This window comes from Desulfuromonas soudanensis, from assembly GCF_001278055.1.
Classification (GTDB): Bacteria; Desulfobacterota; Desulfuromonadia; order Desulfuromonadales; family WTL; genus Deferrimonas; species Deferrimonas soudanensis.
On the sequence record NZ_CP010802.1, the window covers coordinates 350,327 to 364,950 of the forward strand.

General features: G+C 62.5%; 13 protein-coding genes. 8 read left to right on the forward strand and 5 right to left on the reverse strand.

The features are described from left to right. Nucleotides 1–38 precede the first annotated feature (38 nt). Both DSOUD_RS01600 and DSOUD_RS01605 read left to right on the forward strand, forming a co-directional pair. Entirely contained in the window at nucleotides 39–890 is an 852-nt protein-coding gene (locus tag DSOUD_RS01600) for an ABC transporter ATP-binding protein (RefSeq protein WP_053549351.1), read from the forward strand. Between the two features lie 79 nt (nucleotides 891–969). Next, nucleotides 970–2,295, forward strand: a complete 1,326-nt coding sequence (locus DSOUD_RS01605; protein ID WP_053549352.1) for an MFS transporter — start codon at nucleotides 970–972, stop codon at nucleotides 2,293–2,295. 95 nt (nucleotides 2,296–2,390) lie between these two features. On the opposite strand, the gene DSOUD_RS19110 is transcribed toward DSOUD_RS01605, so the two are convergent. Both DSOUD_RS19110 and DSOUD_RS01615 read right to left on the reverse strand, forming a co-directional pair. Further along, complete coding sequence (locus DSOUD_RS19110; protein WP_053549353.1) at nucleotides 2,391–2,663, reverse strand: superoxide dismutase family protein; 273 nt, start codon at nucleotides 2,661–2,663, stop codon at nucleotides 2,391–2,393. Nucleotides 2,664–2,751: 88 nt separating this feature from the next. Further along, entirely contained in the window at nucleotides 2,752–3,063 is a 312-nt protein-coding gene (locus DSOUD_RS01615; protein WP_053549354.1) for a BON domain-containing protein, read from the reverse strand. Nucleotides 3,064–3,419: 356 nt separating this feature from the next. Between DSOUD_RS01615 and DSOUD_RS01620 the strand changes: the two genes are divergently transcribed. Continuing rightward, entirely contained in the window at nucleotides 3,420–3,842 is a 423-nt protein-coding gene (locus tag DSOUD_RS01620) for a c-type cytochrome (RefSeq protein WP_082351002.1), read from the forward strand. A 242-nt stretch (nucleotides 3,843–4,084) separates the two neighbouring features. Here DSOUD_RS01620 and DSOUD_RS01625 read toward each other — a convergent pair whose 3' ends face one another. Then, complete coding sequence (locus DSOUD_RS01625; RefSeq protein ID WP_053549355.1) at nucleotides 4,085–5,155, reverse strand: type IV pilus twitching motility protein PilT; 1,071 nt, start codon at nucleotides 5,153–5,155, stop codon at nucleotides 4,085–4,087. Nucleotides 5,156–5,203: 48 nt separating this feature from the next. Continuing rightward, complete coding sequence (locus DSOUD_RS01630; RefSeq protein WP_053549356.1) at nucleotides 5,204–6,373, reverse strand: DUF4388 domain-containing protein; 1,170 nt, start codon at nucleotides 6,371–6,373, stop codon at nucleotides 5,204–5,206. Between the two features lie 272 nt (nucleotides 6,374–6,645). On the opposite strand from DSOUD_RS01630, the gene DSOUD_RS01635 reads away from it, so the two are divergent. The 5 genes from DSOUD_RS01635 (at nucleotide 6,646) to DSOUD_RS01655 (ending at nucleotide 13,308) form a co-directional block, all read left to right on the forward strand. Beyond that, a complete protein-coding gene (locus DSOUD_RS01635) occupies nucleotides 6,646–7,764 on the forward strand; it encodes a YeeE/YedE thiosulfate transporter family protein (protein ID WP_053549357.1) in 1,119 nt (372 codons plus the stop codon). Next, nucleotides 7,761–8,018, forward strand: a complete 258-nt coding sequence (locus DSOUD_RS01640; RefSeq protein ID WP_053549358.1) for a sulfurtransferase TusA family protein — start codon at nucleotides 7,761–7,763, stop codon at nucleotides 8,016–8,018. Before DSOUD_RS01635 ends, DSOUD_RS01640 begins: the two co-directional genes overlap by 4 nt. Further along, complete coding sequence (locus tag DSOUD_RS01645; protein WP_053549359.1) at nucleotides 8,005–9,720, forward strand: sensor histidine kinase; 1,716 nt, start codon at nucleotides 8,005–8,007, stop codon at nucleotides 9,718–9,720. The genes DSOUD_RS01640 and DSOUD_RS01645 overlap by 14 nt, the downstream gene beginning before the upstream one ends. A gap of 125 nt (nucleotides 9,721–9,845) precedes the next feature. Then, complete coding sequence (locus DSOUD_RS01650) at nucleotides 9,846–11,300, forward strand: YdgA family protein (RefSeq protein ID WP_053549360.1); 1,455 nt, start codon at nucleotides 9,846–9,848, stop codon at nucleotides 11,298–11,300. A 208-nt stretch (nucleotides 11,301–11,508) separates the two neighbouring features. Then, on the forward strand, nucleotides 11,509–13,308 hold the full coding sequence (locus tag DSOUD_RS01655; RefSeq protein ID WP_053549361.1) for a sensor histidine kinase: 1,800 nt from the start codon (nucleotides 11,509–11,511) through the stop codon (nucleotides 13,306–13,308). Nucleotides 13,309–13,493: 185 nt separating this feature from the next. Here DSOUD_RS01655 and cydB read toward each other — a convergent pair whose 3' ends face one another. Continuing rightward, a complete protein-coding gene (gene cydB / locus DSOUD_RS01660; RefSeq protein ID WP_053549362.1) occupies nucleotides 13,494–14,624 on the reverse strand; it encodes a cytochrome d ubiquinol oxidase subunit II in 1,131 nt (376 codons plus the stop codon).

The following is a 14,624-nucleotide window of genomic DNA, read 5'->3' on the forward strand; positions in this document are numbered from 1 at the left end:
GCCCGAAGGGGCCGGCCCGCTCTCTATCGAGGTGACGCATGGGGACACAAGCAAATCTGCAGGTTGCCGCCGTGGCATCCGACGGCGCCCCGCCGCTTTTGCGGGTCAAAAACGCCGAGGTGATCTACGATCATGTTATTCTGGTCCTCAAGGGGGTCAATCTCGAGGTCCCCGAGGGGAAGATCGTCTCCCTGCTCGGGGCCAACGGCGCCGGGAAGACGACGACCTTGAAATCGATCTCCAACCTGCTTCGGACGGAACGCGGCGAGGTGACCAAGGGTTCCATCGAGTACCAGGGGGTCCGGATCGATCGCCTGGAACCGCACGAGATGGTGAAGATGGGGGTGATCCAGGTCATGGAAGGGCGCCACTGTTTCGGCCACCTGACGGTGGAGGAGAATCTTCTCACCGGCGCCTACACCCGGCGCGCCAGCCGCAGCGAAATCAAGCACGACCTGGAGCGCATCTACGACTACCTCCCGCGCCTGCGCGCCCGGCGCACCAGCCAGGCCGGTTATACTTCCGGGGGGGAACAGCAGATGGTCGCCGTGGGGCGCGCCCTGATGGCGCGGCCGAAAATGGTTCTTCTCGACGAGCCGTCCATGGGGCTGGCTCCCCAGGTCGTCGAGGAAATCTTCCAGATCGTCAAGGACCTCAACCAGAAGGAGGGGGTGAGTTTTCTCATCGCCGAGCAGAATACCACCGTCGCCCTGCGCTACTCGGATTACGGATATATCCTGGAAAACGGCCGCGTGGTGATGGAAGGGAGCGCGCAGGAGCTCGCCGCCAGCGACGACGTCAAGGAATTCTATCTCGGCCTTTCCAGCGGCGAGCGCAAGAGTTTCCGCGACGTCAAACAGTATCGCCGGCGCAAGAGCTGGCTGGTGTAAGGGAGCGCCCCGGACCGTTCCCCTCAACGTCCCACCGACAGGGCCGCTTTTTCTCCACCGGCGGCCGGAGGAATCCATCATGCCGAGCCGGACGCAGGACCGCCCCCCCTTCGACCCGTCGCGCTTTCTGATGGCGCGCTGGTCGATCTTCTCCATCCTCATCGCCGCCTACATGCTCGTCTTCTTCCACCGCATGGCCCCGGCGGTCGTCAGCGGCGACCTGATGCGCGCCTTCGGCACCACCGGCGTCGCCCTCGGCTCCCTGGCCGCCATGTACTTCTACATCTACACCCTCATGCAGATCCCCGCCGGCATCCTCGCCGACACCCTCGGCGCCCGGATCACCGTCGCCGTCGGCAACCTCGTCGCCGGCAGCGGCTCCATCCTCTTCGGCCTCGGCGAGACCTTCACCCAGGCCGCCGTCGGCCGCGCCCTCGTCGGCCTCGGCGTCTCCGTCGTCTTCGTCGGCCTCTTCAAGAGCAACAGCGTCTGGTTCAGCGACCGCCATTACGGCCGGATCAGCGGCCTCACCCTCCTTCTCGGCAACGTCGGCGCCATCGCCTCCGCCGGGCCGTTGGCGGCCCTCCTCGGTTTCTACTCCTGGCGCACCGTCTTCGTCGCCCTCGGCGTCCTCACCCTTCTGCTGGCGGCGCTCACCCTCCTGCTGGTGCGCAATTCCCCCGAGGATCTCGGCTTTCCGTCGCTGCGCGAGATGGAGGGGAGAACAAGCCACGCCCGACTGCAGAATCCCTGGTACCGGGAGCTCCTGGGCGTGGTGCGCGCCCGCGCCACCTGGCCCCTCTTCTGGGTCGATTTCGGCATGGTCGGCAGCATGCTCGCCTTCGTCGGCCTCTGGGCCATCCCCTGTCTGCGCGACACCCAGGGGCTCGACCGCGGCGCCGCCTCCCTCTACACCACCCTCGCCCTGGCCGGCTTCGCCACCGGCTCCATGGCCGCCGGCTGGATCTCCGACCGCATCGGCTACCGCAAGCCGGTGATCGTCGCCGGCAGCCTCGGCTATCTCCTCGTCTGCCTCGCCCTCGCCCTCCTCCCCTGGGCGGCGGGCGCCAGCGGCTTTCTCCTCTTCTTCCTCCTCGGCTTCTGCGCCGGAGGCTTCATTGTCACCTTCGCGTCCGCCAAGGAGGCCATTCCCCCCAACCTCTCCGGCATGGCGGTCGGCCTGGTCAACACCGGACTCTTTCTCGGCGCCGCCATCGTCCAGCCCCTCTTCGGCTGGATCATGGACCGGGGGTGGGACGGGACGCTCATCGACGGTGTACGCATCTACGGAGCCGGTGACTACCGCCGCGGCCTCCTGGTGCTCGTCGTCTTTGCGGCGGTGGCCTTTGCCGGCTCCCTGCTGGTGAAGGAGACCCGCTGCCGGAATTTGACGGTGGAGGATTAGGCCGGGCTGCCGTTGGAATGAAATGGGATGGAACGTGGAATGCCGGCCTTGCGCCGGCATTTTCTTTGGAGGGGTTTTTCCCGTCCCTGAACCAACTATCCCTTGCCCTCAATAACTCCGCAGGCCACACGCGGACCCGCATTTCCGGTCGGCTGAGAGCTCAGGTCGTCGGGTTGGGCATGCACGATGACGGTTTTACCCACGATTGCGTCCGGGCCTTCCAGGGATAGGAACTGGTCCACGATCTCAAGGTGCGCCTTCTCTTTTTTGCAGGTCGCAAGGGGGAGCAGCATGCCGATCAGGAAGGGGAGGCTCCATCTCTGTCTCACCTGAACCCTGGGATTTTTCCTCACATAAGACCGTCTCATCCGACCGGTCCTGAAGTCTTCCTCCAGATCGTCGAGCGCCAGCTTGTTCCGGAACTCATAAGCAGCTCCGGTGCCCTTTGGTTGTTCGTCAGCGTAAAATAAGGTTGTTTTTAACCTTCTTCACTCCCTCGACACTCCTTGCAATTTCTTCGGCTTTAGGGATGCTTTCCTTCGTGTCGACAAAACCGCTCAACTGGACGACCCCGTCGTAGGTCTCGACCTGGATCTGGGTGGCCTTGGTCGCAGGGTCGGCAGCGAGTTTTGCGGTGACCTGGGTGGTGATTGTCTTGTCGTCGATGTAAGTCCCCGTGCTCCTGCTGGTGTCCGTCCCGGCGCAGCCCATTACAGCTAATACCGCCAGAGCCAGAAAAAATCCGGTAAGTCGTTTTATTCCGATCATGGGAAATTCTCCTTTGGAAAATCGCAGCCCTTCCCCGGAGGGAGGCTCTGCCCTGGGTTAAGAGGTCTTTACTTCCGATATTTTTCCTTATATCACCCCTGCAAGGCCTGTCAATTTGCGACGCGGCTCCGGAATTCACAGGTCCTCAATGGCGCCCTTGCCCTTGGAATCCCGACAGAGAAACCCTGCCGGCTCTGGCTGCCGATGCCAGGACGAAAGGAGCTCTTCGGGCTGTCGCCGGAATTCGGCGAGAAAGGAAACTCCCGGCTTTTTTTATCCCCCGCCCCGGCAAAACAAAAGATTGCTGCTAAGCTGGACGTCTGGGGAATTAACCTCAACTTACAAAGGAGCTAACCATGCTGAACAGTAGAACAAAATGGGTGATTGCCTTGTTGGTGGTATTCCTGGCCGCGATGGCCTGCAGCAAGAAAGAAGAAACCAGAACCGAAGAGATGAAGCAGACCTCGCCGGCCGAGCAGAAGGGTACGGCCATGGAACAGGCCAATGAGCAGATGGCAGCAGGATCGACGGAGGCGAGCGATCAGGGGAAGGCCGTCTATCAGAATAACTGCTCCTCCTGCCACGAAACGGGGGTCTCGGGCGCACCCAAGATGGGGGATAAGACAGCCTGGGACAGCCTCATCGCCAAGGGAAAAGAGGAGCTGGTACAAAGCGTCATCAACGGCAAGGGCGCCATGCCCCCTAAGGCGGGGAATCCTGCTCTCAGCGAAGGAGAGATTCGGGCGGCCGTGGACTACATGGTCGATCAGGTCCGTTAAGCCCATTCGTGGATTTTTTCGTCCCCTTTTGGGGAACCGTGGCGCACCGGAATCGTGGGCGGCAATAAGTTCTGCCCCTATGCCCACCACCCCATCTTTCCCGACCTAAGGGGACTTTCTGAATTGTCCCCCCTTGGCCCTGTGAGGCCTGACCCCCCTCATGATGCAACAGGCCGCCTCCGGAGTGAACCGAAGGCGGCCTGTTGGCGCTTTAGAGAAGCTTTGCTGTCGGGAAGGTCAGCCTACTGGGTGAACATCAGCTTCCGTTCCAGATCCATCGACCGCGACACCTGCTTGGCGGCTTCGATGGTGATCACTCCCCGCTCGCAGAGTTGAATCAGGTGCTGATCCATGCTCTGCATCGAGTATTCGTTGCGACCGTTTTCGATGTGTTTTTCGATCTCGTCGAGGCGCCCTTCGCGGATGCACCCCTGGATGGTGGTGGTGGTGCGCATGAGCTCGACGACCGGCACCAGGTTTTCGCCGCTCTTGTCCATGACCAGGCGCAGCGACACGGTGGCGACCAGGATGTCGGCGAGGCGCTGGCGGAGGATGTCCTGGGTGTCGGGGGGGAAGTGGCCGACCAGGCGGTTGATGGTGGAGACGGCGCTTTGCGTGTGCAGGGTGGAGAAGACCAGGTGGCCGGTCTCCGAGGCCTTGATGCAGGCGTCGATGGTTTCGAGGTCGCGCATCTCGCCGACCATGACCACATCCGGGTCCATGCGCAGGGCGGCCTTCAAGGCCTGGCTGAAACCGGCGGTGTCGACGCCGACCTCCCGCTGGATGATGCAGCTCTTGTCGGAGGTGAAGAGGAATTCGATCGGGTCTTCGATGGTGATGATGTTGTATCTCTGGGTCTGGTTGATGTGCTGCAGCATCGCCGCCAGGGTCGTCGATTTGCCGTTGCCGGTCGGGCCGGTGACCAGAACCAGGCCGTTGGGCGCCTTGACGATCTCCTGCAGGACGGCCGGCAGCTTGAGGTCGGCAAAGGTGCCGATGACCGGCGGGATGACGCGCATGACGATGCCGAGGCAGCCGCGCTGGCGGAAGATGCTGACGCGGAAACGGCCGCCGGTGTCGAGGGCGTAGGAGGCGTCGGTCTCCCTGAGGTCGTCCGTCAGGGCGCGGCCGTTCTGGGCGAGAATGGCGCCGGCGATGAATTCGGTATCCTCGGCGGAGAGCTTCGGCAGCTTGGAGCGGATGAGCTGGCCGCGACCGCGGAAGAAGGGGGGATTGTCGACCTCGAAGTGGACGTCGGAGACACGCTTGTCGAAGGCGATCCCAAGGATCTGGTTGAGTAATTTGTTGTCCATCGGATGACCTCGGCAGTTTCGGGCGCCCGCTGGCGTCCCTGGCTGCGGTTAGTGAAGAGCGTCCACTCTCAGGCCCGCCTGTTCGGCAAGCATGTCGAGCAGTTCCACCGGCAGTTGTTTCTGCTCCCGGGTGCCGAAATCGGCGTAAATCAGAAACAGGGTCTTGCCCAGACGCTTGACCGGGAGGAGGAGGACGGTGCTGTCGGTCGGAGCGCCGATTTTGCGGTGGAGGGAGACTTCTACCACCTCGTCGGCACAGGGGCCGCAGTAGAGACTGCCCGACCGAAGGGCCTGCAGCAGCACCGACGGCCTGTCGAGGGGGACCTTAAACCCGAGCGGCTCGTCGATGCCGTCGCCTTCGCTGCAGGAAATGCCGCAGGCGCGATCGGCGATCAGTTCGTTGCCGCGGACGACGAGGATCAGGGCGCGCGGCAGGAGCTCGCCGATAAAGGAGAGCACGGCGCGCGCCACCGATTGCGGTGTGGTCAGCTGGGGGAGTCCGGCGATAAAATCGTTGAGCCGGCGGACGACGGAGACCCCTTTGGGTGCCGGCGGCCGAGAGACCTTGAGGGAGGTTTCCCCCAGCCCCTGGTAGACGCCGGGAATCTTGCGTTCCAGCTCATCGAGGGCATCGAGCCCGAGGAGGTCGGCGGTGATCTCTTCCCCGACGTCGTGTTCCTCCTCGAGGGAGATCTCGCCGTCGCGCACCTTTTCATCAAAAATGCGCAGGGCATCCATGAGGATCCCCTGCACGTCGACATTGATCTCGCGCTCGATTTCGTTCGGGTAGTACTTGAATTCGTCGAGACTGACCTCGTCGCTGGCTTCGAGGGTGAAGGTCCCCTTGCGCCAGGTGAGGATTTCAATGAGGGTCAGTTCGATGAGCGATTTCAGGGCGGTGTAGGCCTGGTGCTCGTCGACCAGGTTGGCCTCGAGGAGGGTGACGATGAGCGGTTTGCGGTTTGAGCCGGGAGTGTGCTGGATCTCCAGCGCTTCCTGCAGGGTTGTCTCGTCGATCGCCCCCTGGGAGACGAGGATGTCGCCGATGCGGATCCCGTTGTTGAGGTGGCAGGCGCCGACGATGTACCCCTTTTTGAAGACCAGCTGACTCTTCCCCTTGCGGCCGCTGATCTCCAGAATCCCTGAATTGCGGGTCGAGTGCATCAGTTGGATGACGTCGACAATGGGGAGATGTTCCAGATCACCGGAAAACGACATGGGAGCGGATCCTTGCTGGAGCAGCCGGCGGCTGCGGAGAGTGAATGAATGCTCGGAACGGCAAGAGCCGAAACAAGACGCTATTAGACTTGAATATGGCAAAAAATTCAAGTTTTGTGTGACGATCTCCCGGGACTCCCTCCTTGCCGGTGGTCGCAGCTCCCTGCCCTTCTGCGGATGAACCTTACGTTTTCTTCATTTACTTTTCCCACTCAAGTTCGGTAGAATCCGCCCTGCGGTTGACAACCCGTCAGTTGATCATCCGGAGGCTCATGTCGGTTCCCGTTCTCTACGTTGCACTCTCTCTGCTTGCCATCGGGCTGGTTGCGGGATTTGTCCTGCACCGATCCGATTTTTGCCTGGCCGGAGCCTTCAGGGATCTGTTCCTCTTCCGCAGCACCTTCATGCTGCGGCCGCTGCTGCTCCTTGTCGTTCTTGCCGCCGTCCTCTTCGAGGTGGAACGCCAGGCGGGCCTGATCGATTTGCCGTTTCCCCTCTTTGGTCCGCCGACCCTCTTCAGCCTGCTGGGCGGGGGCCTCTTCGGCCTCGGCATGGTTCTCTCCGGCGGCTGCGTCATCGGCGTCCTCTACAAGCTCGGCAGCGGCAGTCGGCCGGCGTTGCTCGCCCTGGCCGGGCTGGTCCTCGGCAGCGGCCTGTATGCCGAGCTTCATCAATCCGTGGTTCCGCTGCTGCGCTCCTCGACCCTGACCGCCGCAATCACCCTGCCGCAGCTGACCGGTATCTCCGCTTCCTGGTGGGTCGCTCTTTTCGCTCTTTTCGGCGGTCTCTGGCTCTGGCGCTGGCAGAGCCTCGGGCGGCTGCAGCGGCTGTCGCCGGTGGCAGGCTATTTGCAACCGTGGAAGGCAGCGGTGCTTCTGGCCCTATTGGGAGCCGCCTCGGCCGCCGTGTCGGGGGTTCCCTTCGGGGTGACGACCTCCTACCTGAAATGGATGGCCGGGGTCGAAGTGGTTCTGGCTCCGGCGCATGTGGCGTCCCTGCCGATTTATGGGACGGAACTGGTGCAGATGACCCTCCCCTTTGGCGGCGGACTCCTGAGCGGCGGCGCCGGGCCGGCCCTGGATGCCGTCGCCCTGATGCAATACCCGCTCATTGGCGGGATCGTTCTCGGCGCCGCCCTGTCGAGCTTCTTTCTCGGCGAGTGGTGCTGGCACGGCCGCGTCCCTTCCCGCCAGCTCGCCGCCGCCTTTGCCGGCGGTATCCTGATGGCTTTCGGTGCCCGTCTGACGCCTGGCTGCAACGTCTGGCATCTCTGGGGCGGTCTCCCGGTTTTTGCTCTGCAAAGTCTGCTGTTCATCGCCGGCCTCTTGCCGGGAGCCTGGCTCGGCAGCCGCTTGATCGTCCGCATCGTTCTCAGCAAGGAGCCCCTATGATTCCTCCGTTCGAAGAATCGATCCTCGACATCCGCGGTCAGGTCTGCCCGTCGTCCCTGCTGACGACCCTGCGTGCTCTGAATCAAAATGCCGCACCCCTGCGCCGGGGCTCCCTGCGGCTGCGGATTTTGACCGACAGCCGCGATGCCGTCTCGACCATCCCCGCTGCCGCCGAGAATATGGGTTTTCTGGTGCGGGTCGAAAAGTTGCCGGCCGGCCATTACGAGGTCGTGATCAGTCATGCAGCCGACTAAGCGGTCTCTCCCGCCGAAGGAGACGGAATCCGGCGAGCTGGCGCGGCTGGCGGCGGAAAATGCCGAACTGCGCAGGAACAACCGCGATGCCTTCGATTACATCCGCGCCAAAACCAACCAGCTGCTCAATACCATGGGGACCAGGTCGCTGCCCCCTGAGGAGCTGGCGGACTGGTCGCTCCTGGAGTTCGACCCGATCGGGATCGTCGCCCAGTCCTTTCAGCATGTCCTGGAAAATATCCGCGAGACCAACGAGCGCCTGCAACTGGCGCATCAGGAAGTGCAGGCGGTTTTCGAAGCGGTCGGCGCGGCGGTGCTCGTCCTCGATCCGCAGATGCGGATTATCGCCTATAACGATCGGGTGCGCACCCTGCTCCTCAACGCCGAAGGCGACATGACCGGGGTTTTGTGCCAGGAGGTGGTCTGCCGGTCGAAGGCGGGCATGCAGGACTGTGTCCACAGCAAGGTCCTGGCTTCCGGGCGTCCCGAAGCCTCCGCCGATTTTTACACCAACGGCCGCTTTTTCGATGTCATCGGTCAGCCGATCCTCGATCCCCAGGGTCGGGTGACCCGCGTGGTTCTTGCCTACAACGACGTCACCGAACATAAACGCAGCCAGTCCGATCTGCTGGTCGCCCTTGACGCGGTGCGCCGCGCCAAGGAGCAGATCGACACCCTGCTGCGCACCATGTCGGACGGGCTGGTGGCGACGGACGGCAAGCGTCGTATCGTCCTGATGAATCAGGCGGCCGAGGAGCTCCTCGGTCTCTGCCTCCACGAATCGCTGGGGCGGCCACTGCTCGATGTAATCCGCCATGCCGGGCTGCGCGCGCACCTCGAGGCGGTGGCCAGGGGGGAAGCCCAGGTCCTCACGGACATGGAATTTGTCATTGACGGGCAAAAAAAAGTCTTTCAGGCCCGCACCACCGCCTTCTCCAGCACCGTCGCAAGCGATCAGGGGCGCATCACATTGCTCCACGATGTGACCCGGGCGCGGGATATCGAGCGGGTCAAGGACGAATTCCTCTCCACGGCGGCGCACCAGCTGCGCACCCCTCTCACCTCCGTGATCGGCTATTCCGACCTGTTGATCGAGGCCGATGACGATATCGGCGACGACGCCCGTCTGGAATATCTGCGGCAGATCCACGCCAAGGCCGAACAGCTCTCCGAAATTGTCAGCAATCTCCTGGACATCAGCCGTATCGAAGCCGGCGAAGGGGTGACCCTGACCTGTCAGGCGCACTCGGCCGCCCTGCTTTGCCGGGATGCGATTGCCGGATTTCGATATAGTCTGTCGGGCCATCGGATCGACCTCACTGTCGAGGACGATGATATGTCGATTCGGGTCGACCATTTTGCCGTTCTGCAGGTGCTGGAGAATCTTCTCAGCAACGCGATGAAATATTCGCCGCCGGGGAGCCCCGTTGTCGTCTCCCTGCGTGGGGACAACGGGATGTGTCATATCAGCGTTTGCGATCAGGGGATCGGCATGACCGAAGAGCAGGCGGCGCAGGCCTTCGACAAGTTTTACCGCGCCGATGCGTCGAATACCGCCATCGCCGGCACCGGCCTCGGCTTGACCATCGTCCGCCATCTGGTCGAGGCCCACGGCGGCCGTGTCTCCATCGACAGTCGGGTCGGCGAGGGGACCGCCGTTCACTGTACCTTCCCCCTCGCCGGGCGGGTGCAGAGCCCTTGAAGGCCTCAGCCGGGGTGTGAGCGTACTTTCCGGACGATTGCGGCTCTCATGACCGGTTCGCCTTGCTGCCTTCCTTTAACCCGGCCCGTTTTTTTTCGGAACCAGGTCCCCTAGTCAGGAGAAGTATGAAGAAATTCATCGTTTTTGTCGTCGTCGCCCTTCTCTCCGCGGCCGTCTGGGCCGGCGCGACCCATGTCGTCGGCGGCCAGGTGGAAAGCCGGTACACCAGCCTGCTCGAGGAGTACGGCCAATGGGGTCCCTTCTCCCAGGCGAGCCAAAGTTTTCACCGGGGATTCCTCTCTTCCAGGGCCGAAACGGTCCTCGAAATGCGGGTGCCGAAAACGCCCTCCCCGGACGATCTCGACCCGGGCGTGGAACCGGTGCGCATGGTATTGGAACATACCCTGAGAAACGGTCCCTTTCCCCTTGGCCGCGGGCCGGACGGAAAATTGTCCCTGGCCCCGGCGATGGTCGTTATTGAAACCCGGCTGGTCCGGATCACTCCAGGCGGGGACGAACTGGAGAAACTGCTGGCAAACGCCCCGGTGCTGAGGAATTCCCTTGCCCTTTCCACTGTCGGTTTCAACGGTAGCCTGACCAGCCAGCTTCTGATCCCTCCCTTTGAGAATGTCATCGAAGGCGCTCAGGTGACCTGGGGCGGGTTCACCTCCGAATTCAAGCTCGGCGCCGGACAAAAGACCCTGGACGGAACCTTTGCCATGCCGAAACTGGCGGTCAGCGGGCCCGATGGGGAGATCGTCTGGTCAGGCTTCGGCGGCCAGTGCGACCTTGTCGAAGCTCTTCCGCGGCTTTATCTCGGGAGAAGCGAGGTCAGGTTCGGCGAAGTGGAGATGACCTTTCCCGACGAGGAGAGCGGGGAAGGCAAAACGCTGAAGATGAACGGTTTCGAGGTTTTGCAGGAAAGCGGATTGAACGGCCTGCTCGTTTATTTTAACCAGAGACTGAAGGTGGACGACGTCATGGTCGAGGGAAAAACCTACGGTCCTGGCGTCTTCGACATCGAAGCGAGAAACCTGGACGGCGAAGTTCTCAGCGAATTTCAGGGGAAGGTTCAGGACGTCTATCTCAACGCCGGGAGCATCGATCCCGAGGAGCTGGCCCTCCGGGTTCTCCCTCTTTACAGTCAGCTCGTGGGCGATCTCCTCGAAGGGAATCCGGAAATCGGCATTTCCCGACTCCATTTTGCTACGCCGATGGGGGAGGTCGAGGGGAGCTTTCTGATGAAATTCGCCGGTCAGGCGGGGTTGACCCCGGAGAATCCCTTCGCCCTGCTACAGGCTCTTGACGCCTGGGCGGATCTTTCCCTCGACGAAAGTCTGGCCCATGCGATCATGGCCGGCCGGGTGACGGATCAGCTCGAAGAGGCCCGCGACCTCGGGCAGGCGCCGGCGTACAGCGACGAAGAGATCGCCCAAATGGCCGAAAAGCAGGCAAAAGACCGGGTGGAGGCGCTGCTGGCCGGTAATTTCATGGTCCGGGAGGGCAAAAGGATCAAGGCCAGCGCCACCTTCAATGGCGGGGAACTGGTGGTCAACGGGGTGACCCGGCCCCTCTTCTAAGGGGGGCGATTTTCCCGGGTTGAGGATAAAATCGCCCCCATCGTCCCGTTTCAAGAGTACACCAAAGGCAAAGGGAGCTGCCGTCGGGCGGCTCCCTTTGCCTTTGGTGCCGGAGGGGATGACGCTGTCGGTTGTATTAATGCAGTTTCTAGTTTTTTCCTTCATCCTTGCTATAGTTGAACGGCTGCATTTATCGTCAAGGGGGCGCATGTCGATCTTTCTTCAGGATGAGGGGGCGGGAGAGCCGGGGGGCGAGGCGCCGGGAGGGTGGTTGGCCGCCATCATCGAGGCGTGGGACGGTCCGATCTACGTCGGCGGTCCCGACTTCCGCATCCGCTTCATGAACCGCAACTTCATCGCCGCCCTCGGTCGCGACGCCACCGGCGATCTTTGCTTTTCCGCTCTGCACGGTCGGGAGGAGCCCTGCCCCTGGTGTTCCCTGGAGGTCTTTGCCGGCCGGAAGGTCAGCGGCTTTTTTCAGCACCCGTTGACCGGTCGCTCCTATCAGGTCTCCAACGTCCCCCTCCCTCTCCCCGACGGCACCTTCGCCAAGGTGGCCTTCATCCGCGAAAGCACCGAACCGGAGGGGCTGGTGAGGGATCTGCCGGTCTTTCGCAACATCGTCGATCGTCTCAGTGATGCCATCCTCTTTTTCGACCCTGAAAGCGGCCGGGTCCTCTACGCCAACGACCTGGCCTGCCAGGGGCTCGGCTACGACCGGGAGACCCTTTTGGGGATGCATCTCCCCGACTTTGCCGAAGCTCCCCCTTCCCTCGGAGACTGGCACGCCCTGCCGGGGCGCATCGACAGGGAAGGGGTCGCCGTTTTCGAGGCGCGGCACCGGCGCAGCGACGGCACCTTTTTCGCCGTGGAAATCAAGGCGTCCCGGCTCCAGGCCGGACTGCAGCGGTTTATCGTCGCGGTGGTGCGCGACATCAGCGGACGGAAGGAGGCCGAGTCCCGCCTGATCGAGGAGCGGAACAAGGTCGAGGCGATCATGGCGGCGATGGGGGACGGGATCACCGTCCAGGACCGGGATTTCCGGATCATCTACCAGAACGAAGTCCTGATTCGCCGGAGGGGGAACCGTTACGGGGAGCCCTGCTACCGCGTGTACGCCGGTCGTGACGAGGTCTGTGACGACTGCGCGGCGCAGAGGAGCTTCGCCGACGGCCGGGTGCACCGTCGCCCCTTCACCTCCACCGCTCCTTCCGGGGAGATTCTCCACCTGGAAATCACCGCCTGCCCCCTCCATGACGCCGATGGGGAGGTGGTGGCCTGCGTCGAGGTGGTGAGGGACGTCACCGAGCAGAAGCGGCTGGAGACGAGTCGGGAGGAGGCCTTCTCTGCGGTCAGCCACGAGATGCGCACCCCCCTGACCGCCGTCCTCGGCTTTGCCCAGTTCATGGAGGAGAACGCAACTTCGCCGGCGCAGCAGCGGGAGTATCTCGGACTGATCGTCAAGGAAGGGGAGCGCCTGAAGCGGTTGATCGACAATCTCCTCAGCCTGCAGAGGCTGAGGGCGGGATTTGGACTGGTCAGTCCGGCGCCGGTCTGGATCTACCCCCTGATTTACGAGGTGGCGGAACATTACCGCACCCCCCTGATTTCCCAGCGGGTGGAAATCGACTGCCTCCTCGATCTCCCTCCGGTCCTGGGGGAGTCGGTCAGGCTGCAGGAGGCGGTGACCAACCTTCTCGACAATGCGGTCAAGTATTCTCCGGCCGAAAGCACCATCGTCCTCGGGGGGGAGAGCGACGGCGACGGGGTCCTGCTCTGGGTGCGGAACCAGGGGAGCGGCATCCCCGCCGAAGAGCGGGAGAAGATTTTCGAGCGCTTTTATCGTCTGCAGGGGAGCAACCGACCGGCCGGGACCGGGCTGGGGCTCGCCCTGGTGAGGGAGATCGCCCAAGCCCACGGGGGGCGGGTGTGGGTGGACAGCGAACCCGATGCGACGACCTTTTTTCTCAGCCTCCCCTTTGCTCCCTCTCCGGCGGGGCCGGGGTAAAACCCGGCGGCCAGGGGTTCGCCCTGTGACGATAAAACGGGGGCCGGATATTCCGGCCCCCGTTTTGCGTTCCAAGGAATCGACCCGACCTTTACAGGAGGTCGAGGCGCTTGAGAACTTTTTCCGCGATGAAAAACGAGGCGGCGATCAGGGCGATCCAGAAAATCATCAGCATGGGGAGTCTCCTAATAACTTTTCTTGTCGGCGGTCACTTCTTCGACCGTCAGTTTGCTGCCGTCCATCTGTTTCCAGACCCAGCTCACGTAGGCAAGGACAAGGGGGACGGCCAGGGCCACGTAGGACATCATGGTCAGCGTGTAGTGACTGCTCGAGGCGTTGTAGATGGTCAGGCTGCTGGCCAGGTCCGCCCTGGACGGATAGAAGGGGGTGTTGTTGAACCCGGCAAGGGAGAAGATCGCCAAACAGGTCAGTACGGTCCCCAACCCCGCCGGCCAGATGCCGCGCACCGAGGGGGTAAAACGGTTGAGCGCCACCCCGGCCACGACGAGCAGGAGCCCCGCCAGAAGAAGAACAAGCACCAGCGGCATCTGCAGGAGGTTGTTCAGGTACTTGTGGGCTTCCAGGGTCACGGCGCCGGTCCCCGGATTGAAGGCAAAGCCGTCCATCGTCAGCAGGCGGATCAGCACGTAGAGCAAAAAGGGGAGGGCGGCGAGAAAATTGCTGAAGGAGGATTTTTTCAGCCGTGCCACCAGGGTCTCGTGGCCGAGGTTGTTGGCCAGATAGAGGGCGCCGAGGGTCCGGGCGAGAAAGACCAGGAAAAGACCGAAGGAGAGGTTGAAGAGACTGAAGGCGGCTTCGAGCCCCCGCAGAGGATGGGTCCACCGGACGAGGTTGTAGTCGTTGAGGACGAAATTGGAGCCGGTAAAAAAGGTGCCGACGGCGGCGCCGATGAGGAGAATGCCGACCGTTCCGTTGATCAACAGGAAGATTTCGTAGGTCCGCTCCCCGAGAAAATTGTTCGGCTTGCGGCGGAACTCGTAGCTGACCGCCTGAATGACGAAGGTCAGGAGGATGGAGATCCACACCCAGTAGGCGCCGCCGAAGCTCGAGGCGTAAAAGAGCGGGAAGGCGGCATAGAGCGCCCCGCCAAAGAGGACCAGGGTGGTAAAGGTCAGCTCCCATTTGCGGCCGAGGGAATTGACGATGAGGTTTTTTTCTTCGGGATCGCCGCCGAGGGTCAGCACCAGCGTCTGCCCCCCCTGGACGAAGGTGAGCATGACGAACAACGAACCGACAACCGAGGTGATGATCCACCAGAGCTGCTGCAAGGTCGACAAATCGAGTTTCCCGAACAT

Bases quoted from the DNA above. Each gene is read 5' to 3' on its own strand.
- DSOUD_RS01600 (WP_053549351.1), top strand. From the start codon at position 39: ATGGGGACACAAGCAAATCTGCAGGTTGCCGCCGTGGCATCCGACGGC.
- DSOUD_RS01605 (WP_053549352.1), top strand. From the start codon at position 970: ATGCCGAGCCGGACGCAGGACCGCCCCCCCTTCGACCCGTCGCGCTTT.
- cydB (WP_053549362.1), bottom strand. From the start codon at position 14,624: ATGTTCGGGAAACTCGATTTGTCGACCTTGCAGCAGCTCTGGTGGATC.
- DSOUD_RS01635 (WP_053549357.1), top strand. From the start codon at position 6,646: ATGTCGGTTCCCGTTCTCTACGTTGCACTCTCTCTGCTTGCCATCGGG.
- DSOUD_RS01655 (WP_053549361.1), top strand. From the start codon at position 11,509: ATGTCGATCTTTCTTCAGGATGAGGGGGCGGGAGAGCCGGGGGGCGAG.
- DSOUD_RS01630 (WP_053549356.1), bottom strand. From the start codon at position 6,373: ATGTCGTTTTCCGGTGATCTGGAACATCTCCCCATTGTCGACGTCATC.
- DSOUD_RS01645 (WP_053549359.1), top strand. From the start codon at position 8,005: ATGCAGCCGACTAAGCGGTCTCTCCCGCCGAAGGAGACGGAATCCGGC.
- DSOUD_RS19110 (WP_053549353.1), bottom strand. From the start codon at position 2,663: ATGAGACGGTCTTATGTGAGGAAAAATCCCAGGGTTCAGGTGAGACAG.
- DSOUD_RS01620 (WP_082351002.1), top strand. From the start codon at position 3,420: ATGCTGAACAGTAGAACAAAATGGGTGATTGCCTTGTTGGTGGTATTC.
- DSOUD_RS01615 (WP_053549354.1), bottom strand. From the start codon at position 3,063: ATGATCGGAATAAAACGACTTACCGGATTTTTTCTGGCTCTGGCGGTA.
- DSOUD_RS01640 (WP_053549358.1), top strand. From the start codon at position 7,761: ATGATTCCTCCGTTCGAAGAATCGATCCTCGACATCCGCGGTCAGGTC.
- DSOUD_RS01650 (WP_053549360.1), top strand. From the start codon at position 9,846: ATGAAGAAATTCATCGTTTTTGTCGTCGTCGCCCTTCTCTCCGCGGCC.
- DSOUD_RS01625 (WP_053549355.1), bottom strand. From the start codon at position 5,155: ATGGACAACAAATTACTCAACCAGATCCTTGGGATCGCCTTCGACAAG.